The organism is Parabacteroides sp. AF19-14, assembly GCF_003635485.1.
GTDB lineage: Bacteria > Bacteroidota > Bacteroidia > Bacteroidales > Tannerellaceae > Parabacteroides > Parabacteroides distasonis.
In genome coordinates this window covers 177,569-192,267 of record NZ_QTMJ01000007.1, presented here as the reverse complement: position 1 = coordinate 192,267, position 14,699 = coordinate 177,569, and the positions used below count along the sequence as shown (strand labels likewise).

Below are 14,699 nucleotides of genomic sequence, written 5' to 3'. Positions count from 1 at the left end.
AATAGCATAAAAACAAGATCAAGCCAAGTCCATCTCGCAAACAGCAAGCTTCCAACCCTTAAAGACCAAGGTGACAAGGCGAAGCTCCGTATCCCCCTTGGTAGCGTGGACCTTCGGGTCAGCGGCGTAACGGCGTAACTGGATGGCGGCCTCGGCTCTCAACGCCTCGATTTCCGTTTCGGAAGCGTCCCGACGGGCGTATTTCACCTCCACGATATAGCTAAAGCCTATCTCGGGCTGGTGGATCAAGTCGGGCATCATGTAGAAATCGGCGTACCCCTTGTTGGCCTCATACTCCGGATAAATTATATAGGTACGGGTCAAGCCTAGATAAGCCAGTAGGAAACCTTTCACGTGCGCCTCCCCCTCAATGAACTCACGGATAGCGCTCTGCCGCTCCAGCTCGGAGGAGAAATACTCGAACACAGGCTTCCAGTCTCCGTCGTAAGCCATGTCCTTTACCAGATCATGAAGCTTGTATAGCTCTATTGAGAAGACATCCGCTTCCCGGTAAGCCTCGATCAGATAGGTATATAATTGCTCACGTACCGTCAGGTTGGGAACGCCCAGAAGGGTATCTCCACGCTTGGTACCCTTGATGGAGAGCAACCCGAAATAGTAAAGCAGGCTCTTGAAGTTATCGGGCTTGGTAATATCCTCGGCGGGAAAAGCATCCTTGATAACCGCGGTGGTCTCGCCGTTGTTCACGATCTCCTGTATGATCGAGGCGTTCGTACCGAAGCGCTTGTCGAGACGGATCAAATGGCGGAGCTTGTTGTAGTCGGTACGGATATTGTTGTCGATCATATTCTTAGGAGGCTTGTGAAGACTCAGATAATTGCTTAGGAAATATAATACCATATCCGAGTTGTACATCGGCTCGTCCATACATTCTTCCGAGAAGCAGTAGTTATCGTACCACGGCTTCATCAAGTTGATCAGATCGTCCACACTATCCTCGAAACCTGTCTCCTCCTTGTAATAGGCCAGCATCTCCCGTACCTCTCCCTCGCTAAAACCTATGATTCCATTAAAGCGGTAATCTGTCGTCATGTTGGCTCCGATATTGAAACCGCTGGTCACGTCGTCCATCGTCACTGGAGATACCCCAGTGATAAACATGCGCTTGATAGGGCCATCGCCCGTAGCCCCTTCTTTCAGTTTGTTGAAGAAATAACGGAAGAAGCCCGTACCGTGTGTCAATGCCTTGTAATGCTTCTCACCCATATTGGCGAGGATAGCGTTGGTGAAGTTATCATACTCGTCAATGAAGAGATAGATAGAGAGATTCAAGCGTTTAGCCTCACTGATCGTGTAGGTCAACTTCTCGTCAGCATTTGGCAGACTCTCCATTTTCTCCCGGAAGCCCGGATTGAAGAAACGTTCGTAGTAGTAGGCAAACTCCCGGAAACGAGCGGCACAGTGATCATTAAAAGAGCGGATCAACTCGTCAGGATCTGGGTTCACGCCTGCGAAATTGAAATCCAGTACAAGATATTGTCCCTGCTCCGGGGTCGGATGGGAGCCGATATATAAGTCGCCGAAGAGTTCCTCAAAAGAATCCTTACGGTTCACGTCATAATACCATCTGAGGACATTCAAGAATAGAGACTTCCCGAAACGGCGCGGGCGGATAAGGAAAAAGAAACTGGCGTTCCGCTCCACCTCCGCAATATAGCGAGTCTTATCAACATAATAATAATTGGCGGTACGGATTCGCTCGAAATCCGTCAGGCCATATGGAATTTGCTTCGTTGCCATAATATATCTCCTCCTGTTTATTTGTCGCTTACGAATAAATCACTTGTTCGTAACTTACTTACGCAAAGATAACATATACAAAATGATTTCACGAATCTTTATATATTAATGTTATCCGGCCTAAAGGAGAAAGAAGACTGTCTAACGTTAAGACCACCAATTTTCTCAAGTTATGGGCGAGAACCTTCATCCCTGACACCGCAAGCATTCTGAAGATCATCATGTTATACAAAGCATGCCCCGAAAGGGAAACTGTTTTGACAATGCGACGGCAGAGAACTTCTTCGGCATCATGAAGTCTGAACTTCTTTATGCAGAAGAATTTGAATCGCCCGAAGCCTTCATGAAGGCTTTAGAGGTATATTGAATTACAACAATAAAAGAATAAAGTCCCGGTTAAATGGAAAGAGTCCAGTACAATACCGAACTCTTTCTATAATTGGTAAAGGTTTAACCTGTTCAACTTTTTGGGGTCACTTCATTCGGAGATAGCCTCTTTCTTGACATCTGAGCCTTTCACATCTTAATGAAAATTTCTTTCTAATCCTTTACTAAAAATTCATTACATAATACAAACTCCGCAGGAACATCTTCTTCTATAATCGTAAATCGGCCCAATTCTTCATAAAAACGATTATCATTAATATCATCATTTACTGTAGAAACTTCGCCTACCAAACAATGCCCATTTTCAGACCAAAATGTATGATATAGATAAGGCTCAAAACAGATACTCTGCCCCGGCATTAATCGCAAAGTTTCACCAGCCTTAATTTTCGTCCTAACACCATCTATACTTACACAGCAATCTTCTGTAGATAATCCCTCCGTCGCCGTCGCTTTCCATAAGCGCATACACAATATAGCACGCCCCCTATTAATAATATCCTCCATTTTTTTCCAATGGAAGTGAACAGGGGTAACCTGTCCTTCACGAACCATCATGATTTTTTCACAGTAACTTTTTTTGTCACGATGAATATTCCCATTACGAATTGTAACCAGCGTAAGCCCCTCCTCCAAAAATCGTCCTTTCCCGAAGTCTGTCACATCCCATCCTAAATGATTTAAACGAATCTCTTCATAAGCTTTACCTTTCTTTTCCCATATCGCAGGACTCCATAATATCCATTCCGGCAAATAAAAATGGCTTTCTTCAAAAAACTCGATAGCCTCATGTATAAATTGGTTTATTTCACTTCTTCTCATATCTTATTTACTTTTATAAAATCATGAACTTCTTTTAATCTAGGTGCCCCACCACAACAAGTCGCATGTAATAAATTAAAATGCGCCAAAGCATTTGCAAACCGCAGTGTATCTTTTAATCCCAGACCTTCATGTGCCGCATATAGTACTCCTGCACAAAAGGCATCTCCTGCTCCAACCGTAGAAACAATTTCATTTGATTGTATCTTATAGGATGGGCAAAAGCCTTCCTCACCAGAACGATGTAAGGCATATCCTCCTTCTGGAAAATGAATACAACACAGCGTATTCACTCCTGCTTTCATCAAATCTACCGCAACAAGCCTTACCTGATCCAACAGAATTTCCCCATTATCACCACGTAAAGATACCCCATAGCATGATCCAGCCTCCACCTCATTAATTACTAAATAATTAATATATGGTAAACAAGGCAATAAGACATTCCGAAAACGATCACTCTCTTCCGAGACTACATCCACGGAAGTCTCATAGCCTTTTTGCTGCAATTCATGAAAAACACGGGCTGCTTTCAATTGATAGAATTTATCCGGTTCCTCCAACTTATCCAATAACAATAGATATCCTAAATGAAAAATCTTAGCAGGAACATCTATTTGATCTATATATTCTATACCAAACTCTGCGTTCGCTCCTCGATTATGAAAAAACGTACGGGTTGTACCCGCTTTGGCCACCATAACATCTGTATAAGATGTAGGAACACTGGATAACTGACATAAATATTTCGCATTTATCCTTTGTTCCATGACTGTTTTCAAGATCAAGTCCCCATACGCATCTTTTCCTATACAACCAGCAGCATACAAAGGCAATCCACTCTGCAATTTTGCCAAATCCATCAAAACATTGTGAGCACATCCTCCTAATCCAACTTCTTCTTTTTCGATAGAGACCAAATTTCCCGGAGCAGGATAATAAGGAATAAATTTGATCAAATCGGCCAGCCATGTCCCAGCTGCAATAATCCCCGTCCTCATTGCTTTACTTTATTATTACTCTCAAACAGTTTGATATGATCTGCTACAGCATTCTTTGACGCACACTTTATTTTTTCTTTTAATCCAATGTACCCCAAATCAGTCTCATTTTTCATGCACTCACGTAACTCATCCATTATACGCAATTGAATAGCAGTCGCTACATTTACCTTACTAATCCCATTATGAACACAATCCTTAAAGTCAGCCTCACTAGTACCCGATCCTCCATGTAGAACTAAAGGAATTGGATTCCGGTCTTTGATCTCTTTTAGTCGTTGGATATTCAAGTTAGGTGTAGCTGTATATTTCCCATGTAAATTACCTATAGAAATAGCAAGGGCATCAATGCCTGTTTCTTGTACAAATCGGATTGATTCATCTACATCTGTAAACGTATTCACATTATTATCCCATTCCACCGTATCAGTATCACCAACTTTCCCTAATTCAGATTCAACTGCTACACCAAAAGCCTTGGCCATTTGGACTACTTCACGAGTAACTCGGATATTCTCTTCTAAAGGTAGGGTAGAACCATCAATCATGACAGATGTAACCCCTAAGCGAATCGCCTGCGCACAAGTATTGAAACTTAATCCATGGTCTAGATGAACAGCGACGGGAACAAAGGAGCTGCGAGCCGCATCCACAAACATAGGTATCATCTTCTCTAATGGCGCACAAGGGAACTGTACTTCCGCTAGTTGTAAAATAATAGGAGAGTTCAATTCCTCCGCAGCCATTATCGCTCCTTCCACATTTTCTAAACTTAAGCAATTAAATGCTCCAACAGCATAACCATTTTGATAAGCATCTGCTACAATTTCTCTCAATGAAACTAACATAAACAATATTTTTTGTACAAAGAATCAATCAACAAATTCACTAGAAGGAGGGGTTGCCCCTTCACCTATTCCCCAGCCCTTATTAGGACGGTTGCCCATTAACAGTTCCAATGTTCCACCTTCCATGATATTCTCATGGGTAAACCAGGTCTTATCATACTCTACTCCATTCAATTTAGCGGACTGGATGTATTTATTTTCCCAAGAAGCTCCATGAGCAACCACCGTAAACACTTTTCCATTCGCCAGCCGAATCTCTGATCTCTCAAACAAAGGGCTACCTATCGTATAAACTGGCACACCCGGAGATACCGGATAAAAACCTAATGCGGAAAAAACATAGAAGGCAGACATCCCCCCACCATCTTCATCGCCGCAAATTCCCATCAAATCATTCCGGAACCAACTTTCCATAAGCATACGGATCCGTTTTTGCGTCTTCCATGGCTGACCCGCATAATTATATAAATAAGGAATATGGAAACTGGGCTCATTACCCATGACAAATTGCCCCACATTACCGGTAGCATCAGGATGCACGGCATAATACTGCCATTTAGATCGCTTCATGCTTTCTACAAATAATTGATCTAATTTTTCCGTGAAAGGTTCCTCCCCTCCAAATAAATCAATTAGATCTTGAATATGGTGATGTACATCCCAGTTATATGTCCAAGCATTATTCTCATCATAATAAGCTCGAGAACCAATACCTCCTGAAAAAATATAGTCAAATGGTTCTATAAAATTCCCATCCTTGTCTTTTGGATGAAAAAAGTTCGTCTCCTTATTAAAGACTTTTCGGTAATTGTAAGAACGTTTATTGAAGAAATCATACTCTGTCTCTTTTTTTAGATATTTGGCCAACTGAGCAATGCACCAATCATCGTAAGATGCCGCAGTAGTAACCGCAACAGCTTGCCGCTGCTCAAAAGGGCCAACCATTGGGAAAACCTCCTTTTCTCCCGGATGTAAGGCTGGGAACCAACCATGCTCATGATAGAAATCATCCAACTCTGTCTTAGGTCCCAAATACCATGGGATCATGGATTCATTCATTACCGTATGCCTCATTCCCTCAAATGCCTTCTCCACATCAAACTGCAATTCTTTATGTAACGCATCCACAAAAACACCTGCTACATGATTTCCATTCATGCAATGAGCGTCGCCAAACACACATGGGAAAGTTGGCATCCAGCCCGATTGCTCATACATGCGAATGTAGGAGGAAAGCTTCTGTTCCTGAGCTTTCGGGTTTAACAGAACTTGTAATGGATGAAGCGCAAGATAAGTATCCCATACCCAATCATCTACCCAAAAATCCACTCCTCCGTCCTCATGGACTTTCCCATCATATCCACTAAAGTACTTTCCATCCTCCGAAATATTAATCATCCTTTCATGCGCCCGATATAATGACGTATAAAAAACGGTCTTTTGATCTTCTGTGCCCCCATCTATCACAATTTTAGACAAAGCTTTATTCCATTCTTGCTTTGCTTGGCCAGCAACTCGATCCAAATCAAAATCAGCAATTTCTTCTCTCAAATTTTTCCGGGCCTGTTCGACACTAATATAAGAGATTCCATACCTCACCTTAATTTCCTTCACGGAAGAATCAAAAGAAATAGACTTTGCGCAGATCTTTTCCCAATCAAGAGAAGACACACTTAACGGATCTTGATCAAACTCCAAATAAAAGTAATGCTTAATCCCGTTATAAATCTCATAGCCGCTCAAGGCTTTATTTGCCCAAATCAAATCGCCTTTAGCGTTTGTTCTCAATATTATTTGGGGGTTATCTTCTTTTTCAAAAGCAAATGAATAGATAGCCGACTTTTTCATTGGAGCAAAGCGAGCTTCTATCTCGTAATCATCCAAAAAAACAGAGTAAAAATAAGGTTTGGATATTTCATGATCATACCTATAATCAAATGCCCCCTTTGAAACATCCAAATTGCCACAATAAGGCATAAGCAATAAAACATCCCCCCTACGGTGAGAAGGCACATTCAACGGTAACCCACGCATCCGATCTGTAACAAAATCATGATGCCCGGGAATCATCCTAAGCATGCTATTAGGCTGATGAGTCGTAGGAAAAGTAGGAACAAGCAAATGGCTTATATTTCCTATACGGGTGTTCACATAGTCTACGGGAGCGTTTTCTGATTGCGCATCCAATGCGAACACCCCACACGCAAACAAAAAAACTCTCATCCAAAAACACTTCGATTTATTCATTTTCGCATCAATTTTAATATTTAAGACTTGCTGTTATTCTACACTTTATGGTGTATACTCCACGGTGCCTTTTGAATTCACCGTATATCCCCATTGTTTAATATAATATTCTCCCTCCAAGAAAGGATCCCCATGCTCCTTTAATAAGCTGAACAGTTTTTCATCCAATTGTTCTTGAAGATACTTATAGCCTACTTCATGAACCAAATTTCTCAATTGATACGGATCCTCTTGATTATCATATAAAAGCCAAGGGCCTGATAAATCCCGAACATACGTATACCTCCTAGTTCGTACACCCCTATACTCTTTTCCTCCTTTATCTCTTTCCCATTCCCCAAAAGGTGCGATACATTCGATCAAGGCCATTTCCGTAAAATCAGTAATTTCTCCCCGTAATATAGGAGACAAATCTTTCCCTTCAACAGACTTAGGTACAGTCACATTTGACATTCCAAGCAATGTAGGCATTATATCAACAGAACTTAAGATCGTTTCAACCTCCTTGCCTTTTTTCCCAAATATAGCCGGATACTTTAATAGGAAGGGAACCATTATACTCTCTTCATAAGGTTTTTGCTTACACTCCAATCCTTGAGAGCCTAACATATCCCCATGATCTGATGTGAGTACAAATATCGTATCCTCCTCCACCCCCAAACGTTTAATCGCATCTTGAAGCATACCTACACATCGATCCAAAGCCGTTATATGCGCATAATATCCTTTTAAATCACGAGTCGCTTTCTCTTTCATCTGATCCGGGACATTCGGACGAAGAGTTATGTCCTTATCTTTATATAAATTCAAAAATTCTTCCGGTACAACCTCATAAGGACTATGAGGTGGTCCCCAAGACAGGAATAAGACAAATGGCTTTTCCCCATTAGCATGCTCTTCCATGTAATGTACCGCCTCTTCTGTTTGTGCAAAAGCATCATACCCTTTCCAATATTTTTTTTCCGGATCATTATTGTCATAATAAGCAGAATGCGTATAATTATGCGTACACTCCAAGACCTTGAAGAAATCAAAACCCTGCCTATGTGTCTCAGGAATATAATTACTTCTTCCATTCCCATTTACATGCCATTTCCCTATATATCCTGTATCGTAACCAGCGTTTTTATATACCTTTCCTATAGAAACCGAATCAGGATCCAAGGTTACATCATTCAAAAACAGTCCATGCGTATGGGCATATTGCCCTGTTAACAAAGAGCCACGATAAGGAGTAGATACTGGCATGCAAGACACCGTATGCTTAAATACCAAACTCTCACTAGCCAATTTATCTATATTTTCAGTAATAACATCGTTATTTCCCGCAAATCCTGCATCTTGGGCACGCCACTGATCCGCGAAGACATATACCAAATTAGGTCTTTTACCTCTCCGCTTATCATTCCTCGCTACAGAGGTGCAAGATCCCGACAACAAAAAAGTCCCCGCCGCCAATGTTGCGCTCTTTATGAAATCTCTTCTCGAAGTATCCATCGTATATCATTTTATATACCTAAACCTATTCAAAAAACTCTCCATCTTGTTCAAAGTATCATAATAATAAACATTATTATTTCTACCATGATTAAAAAAACCATGTTGCTGATCCTCATACAAGTATAGATCACATACATTTCCTAATTCCAACATATTATCCCTATATTTTTCCATCGTTTCCACAGGAATTAAATTATCATTTGTCCCTAAGAATATTATAGTTGGAGGTAATCCTTCCTTTATATTGTAATAAGGAGAAAATTCCTTATAATGCTTTTTTACTCGATCATAACCATATCCTTCGGGGCCATTATCCAACACTGGATTAAACAACACCAGCAAATTCGGCTTACAGCTTACGGATAAATCATCCGTAGCGTCATTAAAACCATCTATTGATGCGATTGCCGCTGCCAAATGACCTCCGGCTGAGCCTCCGGAAACCACTATGCTATCACTCTTGATACACAAGCTGTCCGCATTTTTTCTTATATAACGAATAGCGGATTTCGCATCAGAAAGACAAACAAAAGGCGATACCTTATGCCTACCCTGAACCCTATAGTTAACACGAACTGTTATCAACCCTTTCTTAACAAAATGGTCGGCTTGAGGCTTGAAATGAGCGATATCTCCAGCTATCCATCCCCCTCCAAAATAAAACACAATCGCCGGTCGTTTTTCAGAAGCTTTCATATCATCCGGATAATCGATATACAACTTCATTTGCAATGAATCGACTGTTTTATATACCACTTCTACACTCCTTGCTTGCAAGGATAAGCAAGTAAATAATTGCGACATTAGTATGACTATTAATATCCTCATATTCTTATTTAAAATAAACGTCATTAATCTTTTTCATCTCTTCACAACTCTCATCGTCATCACCATATTCTTTTTTCAACCTCAATAATTCAAGTTTCAATTTGTTTATTAAGAATTGGTTCTGGGGATCATTATAAATATTATGCATCTCTTTTGGATCTTTTTCCAAATCATACAGTTCCCATTCTGGAGCTATCGTACCATCTTTGGTTCCGATTTTCCCAAGAGATCTTGCATAATAATAAATCAACTTATATCGATCCGTACGTATTCCATAATGAGCTGTCGCATTATGAGCGCCATCTCCTTGCATCCAATAACGATAATACATAGACTGTCGCCATTCCGGAGAAGTCTTTCCTAATAAATTATCCCGAAAACTTTTTCCTTGCATATAAGCAGGCGTATTCTTAACCCCCGCATAATCCAAGAACAAAGGAGCAAAATCTATATTTAAGATAATATCATCATTTATTCCTCCCGCTTGAATTTCTTTCGGATAGCGAATCAAAAACGGCATACGAAGACTTTCTTCATACATCAACCGTTTATCAAACCATCCATGTTCCCCTAAAAAGAAACCTTGATCTCCAGTATAAACGACAATTGTATTTTCCGTTAAATTATTCTCATCCAAAAATTTCAAGATTCGACCGACGTTCTCATCTACTCCCGCTACACAACGTAAATAATCCTTAATATAAATTTGATAAGCCCAATGCCTGAATTCATCCCTGGACTTATCCGATGGAATCGGAGTTTTCAAGTCATTTTTATTCATGAACTCTAGCCCCATTCGTATCTCAGAAGTATATTTTCCTTTACTTTCATAAGCATCGAGCAAATTAGATGGCTCGGGAACATTCACTCCTTCCAACAACCCCTTAAAGCGTTCGGCAGGTTGCCAAGGTCTATGAGGAGCCTTGAAATGGCACATCAAGAAAAATGGCTTATTCTTATCCACATTCTCCAAATAGGAAATGGCCTCATTTGCTATGACATCGGTACTATGCCCCTTATGAACTTTTCCTATAGCCCCTTCCCCCTCTTTATTTGCGACATCACGCCAATTCCCTTTTTCGATCAATATCGGATCATGGTATCGGCCTTGCCCTGGAAGAACTTTATAATAATCAAACCCACTTGGCTCTGTTCCTAAATGCCACTTCCCGACAATAGCAGTCTGATAACCGGCACACTGCAACTCCTTTGCCACATTCGGCAAATCTCTCGAGAGACGATCACCTAATGTATATACTCCATTTTTTTGACTATATTGCCCTGTTAAAATAGCCGCCCTACTAGGGGTACTTATCGAATTGGTTACAAAACAATTATTCAAACGAACGCCTTCTTTGGCTATCCGGTCTATATGGGGTGTTGGAAGTACTGATGATAATATCCCACCATAAGCACTAACAGCTTGAGAGGTATGATCATCAGACATAATAAAAATGATATTAGGAGCCTTATTTTCTGAATGTGCGAAAAAAAAGCTAACCTCTACAAAAACGAATAAACCCGTAGAAAATATCTTATACATACTAACGATTAATTAAAATTCGATAAAGAATAAGGATAGTCATCCTTACTATATTGTTTATCTCTAAGAGGATCAGATACCATATCAAATCGTAAAGTTCCTCCTTGAATTATATCCTCATGACGAATAAATAAAGGAGAATATATATCTTCATTTAAATAGGTTTGTCCCACGAACCTGTTTTTTTCGCAATTTCCCGGAGCAGAGATAACAAATTTTTTCCCATTAGATAAAGAAAGTGTCACCTTATCAAAGATAGGGCTTCCTAAAATATATTCCCCAGAACCCGGACAAACAGGATAGAATCCTAAGGCACTAAACAAATACCAAGAGGATGTCTGTCCATTATCCTCATCGCCGCAATAACCATTAGGAGTTGAATTATACAAACAATCCATAATTTTCCGAACCCAATATTGAGTTTTCCAAGCCTCTCCAACGTATGTGTACAAATAGGGAAGATGTTGGGCCGGTTGATTTCCATGAGCATATTGACCAAATCCCGCTTGATGCATTTCTGCAATCTCATTAAAGCTACGATCATATAAGCTAAATTTGGGAGGACGTGTAAACACAGAATCCAATTTGGAGATAAACCGCGACTTTCCACCCATTAAACTAACCAAACCTTGCACATCATGAAAAACACTCCAACTATATTGAATCGCATTACCTTCCGTATAAGGACCACCCCAGCGATACGGATCAAATGGAGAATGCCATTCCCCATTAAGCATGCGCGGACGCATAAATCCTGAAATAGAGTCATAAACATGAGAATAATTCATCGCACGTCTCTTAAACTCAATAGCATCATCTGTTTCTCCTAACAAATCCGCTAAGCGCATCGCACAAAAATCATCATAAGCATATTCCAATGTCATTGAAACAGCTTGAGGATATTTAGGGTAAGGGACATAACCTAGCTTATTATAATTTTCCCAGCCATATCTTCCCATAAAAGATCGTGGAGCATCCATGGAACATTCTTTACGAACCGCCTCCAATGCCTTTTGGGCATCAAAGTCCCGGATACCTTTTACGTAAGCGTCGCTAATTAAAGAAACCGCATGGGCTCCAATCATCGAATTCCGATAACCCGGACTTATCCAGTTCGGGAGCCATCCTCCCTCCTCATAAATATTAATCAATGCTTGCATCAACTTCCCTGTCAACTCAGGGAACAACAAGGTATAAAAAGGATGAGCTGATCGGAAAGTATCCCAAAAGCCATTATCGCTGAACATGAATCCTTTATGCACTTGCCCATCATAAGGGCTAAAATAAACAGCTTCCCCTTTCTCATCATACTCATAAAACTGACGAGGATATAAAGAAACTCTATACAAATTTGAATAAAAAGTTTTTTTCTGTTCTTCAGTTCCACCTTCAACGTTAATACGTCCCATCAAATCTGCCCAAACCAATCTTGACTTTTCTTTAACTTGCATAAAATCCAAGTCACCAATCTCTCGCTTCAATGTTAACTCCGCTTGTTCCACGGAGATATACGATGAGGCCACTTTTACAGAAACTCGATTACGACTATTTTCAAAACATAAATAAGCCCCAACATAAGAAGACTCTAACTCTTTTTTTTGTTCATAAATTCCATTCTTGTTCCAAACTCCACAATCAGAAAAGTCAGAATCAAATACCATCACGAAATAATTCGCAAAATTCGAAGGTACGCCTCCCGCATTATTCTTACAAAAACCAACTATCTTCCGTTCTTCCGGAATTATCTTTATATGTCCTCCTTTATTGAAAGCATCTAATATCACAAAACGATCCCTATTATCATTAAAAGAGAATTGCAAATACCCACATCGTTCCGTTGCGGTCAATTCAGCATCTACATTATAGTCTGCCAAATGCACTTTATAATAATAAGGAGTAGCAAATTCATCCGAATGATAAAAACGAGATGAACGTTCCGTATCTTTTGTTCTCAATGAACCTGTAACAGGCATGATCGAGAAAGCACCATAATCACCAATCCAAGGGCTTGGCACATGTGTTTGCTTAAACCCCCGAATAGAATCTGACTGATAAGTATATACCCAAGGATCATCCATCAAGCCAGTTTGCGGTGTCCAAGCATTCATACCCCAAGGCTGCGTAACCGCAGGGTACGTATTGCCATGAGAGAAAGCTCTATTCGAGTTTGTCCCTATTAAAGTATTAACATAGCTCAAACCTGACAGGCTTGTATCCTTTTGGTTTGAAACATTAACGCAGGATACAAATAAAAATAAACTAACACAATACGAAAAACATCTCATAATCATCTTAATTATATTCAAAATCAATCTGCCCACAACCCCGGACGAGTCTCATACAAGGGGAACCCTGTCACACGATCATTTTGGTCACATCTGCGACGCATCCACCAAGGATGGTCTTTTGTCTCCTTTTGCCAATTCACCAAAAGCTTAGCCAATTTTTTACCAACGTCTCGATACTCTTTCACATCCGCCACATTTGTAAATTCTTCCGGATCTTTTTCCAAATCATAAATTTCTATCATTGGACGAGGAGAAGTAAATAAAAGAGCTTGCTCCTTGCTTAACGTTCCCTCTTTTTGAGCGATTTTCAAATCATACCAACTCAAACTTGAGCCTAAGTCCATCGTCGTGCCATGAGGAAGCTCATAATATGCGTTATAAATAAACTTATATTTTTCGGTTCGTACGCAACGAATGTATTCATCCGTATCATGCCAATTTCTTTCAGCGAAAATGTAGTCCCGTCCTCTTTTCGTAGGATCAAAAAGTAATTCTTTAAAACTTCTACCATAAACAGTATCTGGCATATTAATTCTCACCAAATCCAACAAGGTAGGAGCTAAATCCACCGAACTTACCAAGCCATTGCTATGCACTGTATTCGGTGTGATATGTTTATCCCACACAAAAATAAGAGGGGTTTGAATCCCCGTATCATACAAGGAACCTTTACAGCGGGGGAAAGGACGACCATTATCGCTCATGAACACAATGATCGTATTCTCCAGCTCTCCTCTTTTTTCCAATTCTCCCAGCATAATCCCTATATTCCGATCCATACGGGAAATCTCATCATAATAATCAGCCATATCCCTCCTGGTATCTGCCGCATCCACCAAAAACGGAGGTATTTTCACATCCTCTGGCTTATTGATTTGAGGACAAACCTCTCGATTATAAGGCCGGTGAGGATCAATAAAGCCAACCCATAAGAAAAAGGGTTGCTCTTTGCTGTCATCCAAAAACTTCCGGTAATTACGATACAGCTCCTCCGTCAAATCTCCCTGATTCGGTTTATATCCCCCTTTAATGACATGGGTAAATTGCTTATCGCCATTAGGTCCCCAATGCGTTTTAAGCATTACCCCTGTTGAATACCCGGCTTGATTAAAATAATAGGGCATCATTTTCGTAGACCCATCCAAAGGGTTGTGCAAGTCCTCGGTGCCTATCGTATGGGCAAACTGGCCGGTCATCATACTCGTTCTTGAAGGGCTGGATTGAGGAGAAGTAAGATAAGCCTTCTCAAAACGTATCCCTTCTTTTGCCAACCGGTCAATATTGGGTGTCTTAATACCATTATTCCCGTAGCATCCAAAATCCATACCTGCATCATCTGCAACAAAGACAATGATATTAGGTAAACCTTTTTCTGATTTTTCGCTCCCATAAACAACCGATGAGATCATAGGAAGCGAAACTAACATCCATATTTGTTTCTGAAAGTTTCTCATGATATTTTATTTATAGGGTT

At 40.3% G+C, this 14,699-nt stretch carries 10 protein-coding genes and 1 pseudogene; 1 reads left to right on the top strand and 10 read right to left on the bottom strand.

Annotation, left to right across the window (positions count from 1 at the left end; genetic code table 11):
* Positions 1 to 18 precede the first annotated feature (18 nt).
* Positions 19 to 1,761, bottom strand: a complete 1,743-nt coding sequence (locus DWX33_RS09535; RefSeq protein WP_122380277.1) for an ATP-binding protein — start codon at positions 1,759 to 1,761, stop codon at positions 19 to 21.
* A 223-nt stretch (positions 1,762 to 1,984) separates the two neighbouring features.
* Here DWX33_RS09535 and DWX33_RS22815 point away from each other — a divergent pair.
* Positions 1,985 to 2,253: pseudogene (locus tag DWX33_RS22815) on the top strand (IS3 family transposase); the annotation flags it as partial.
* 48 nt (positions 2,254 to 2,301) lie between these two features.
* Here DWX33_RS22815 and DWX33_RS09525 read toward each other — a convergent pair.
* From DWX33_RS09525 to DWX33_RS09485, 9 genes are all read right to left on the bottom strand, one after another.
* Positions 2,302 to 2,970: a D-lyxose/D-mannose family sugar isomerase gene (locus tag DWX33_RS09525; RefSeq protein WP_122380275.1), complete on the bottom strand. Its 669-nt coding sequence runs from the start codon at positions 2,968 to 2,970 to the stop codon at positions 2,302 to 2,304.
* Positions 2,967 to 3,971: a carbohydrate kinase family protein gene (locus DWX33_RS09520; protein WP_122380274.1), complete on the bottom strand. Its 1,005-nt coding sequence runs from the start codon at positions 3,969 to 3,971 to the stop codon at positions 2,967 to 2,969. The genes DWX33_RS09525 and DWX33_RS09520 overlap by 4 nt, the downstream gene beginning before the upstream one ends.
* Complete coding sequence (locus DWX33_RS09515) at positions 3,968 to 4,819, bottom strand: class II fructose-bisphosphate aldolase (protein WP_122378919.1); 852 nt, start codon at positions 4,817 to 4,819, stop codon at positions 3,968 to 3,970. Before DWX33_RS09515 ends, DWX33_RS09520 begins: the two co-directional genes overlap by 4 nt.
* Positions 4,820 to 4,843: 24 nt before the next feature.
* Positions 4,844 to 7,042, bottom strand: coding sequence for a GH92 family glycosyl hydrolase (locus tag DWX33_RS09510; protein WP_122380297.1), 2,199 nt, complete (start codon positions 7,040 to 7,042; stop codon positions 4,844 to 4,846).
* A 69-nt stretch (positions 7,043 to 7,111) separates the two neighbouring features.
* A complete protein-coding gene (locus tag DWX33_RS09505) occupies positions 7,112 to 8,563 on the bottom strand; it encodes a sulfatase (RefSeq protein WP_122380273.1) in 1,452 nt (483 codons plus the stop codon).
* A 6-nt stretch (positions 8,564 to 8,569) separates the two neighbouring features.
* A complete protein-coding gene (locus DWX33_RS09500) occupies positions 8,570 to 9,394 on the bottom strand; it encodes an alpha/beta hydrolase (protein ID WP_122380296.1) in 825 nt (274 codons plus the stop codon).
* A gap of 4 nt (positions 9,395 to 9,398) precedes the next feature.
* On the bottom strand, positions 9,399 to 10,937 hold the full coding sequence (locus DWX33_RS09495) for a sulfatase (RefSeq protein WP_122380272.1): 1,539 nt from the start codon (positions 10,935 to 10,937) through the stop codon (positions 9,399 to 9,401).
* An 8-nt stretch (positions 10,938 to 10,945) separates the two neighbouring features.
* The gene (locus tag DWX33_RS09490) at positions 10,946 to 13,222 is read right to left on the bottom strand and encodes a GH92 family glycosyl hydrolase (RefSeq protein ID WP_122380271.1); all 2,277 of its coding nucleotides are present in this window, start codon (positions 13,220 to 13,222) and stop codon (positions 10,946 to 10,948) included.
* Positions 13,223 to 13,245: 23 nt separating this feature from the next.
* Positions 13,246 to 14,679 (bottom strand): sulfatase, encoded by a 1,434-nt coding sequence (locus tag DWX33_RS09485; protein ID WP_233570155.1) that lies wholly within the window; start codon positions 14,677 to 14,679, stop codon positions 13,246 to 13,248.
* Positions 14,680 to 14,699: the final 20 nt, after the last annotated feature.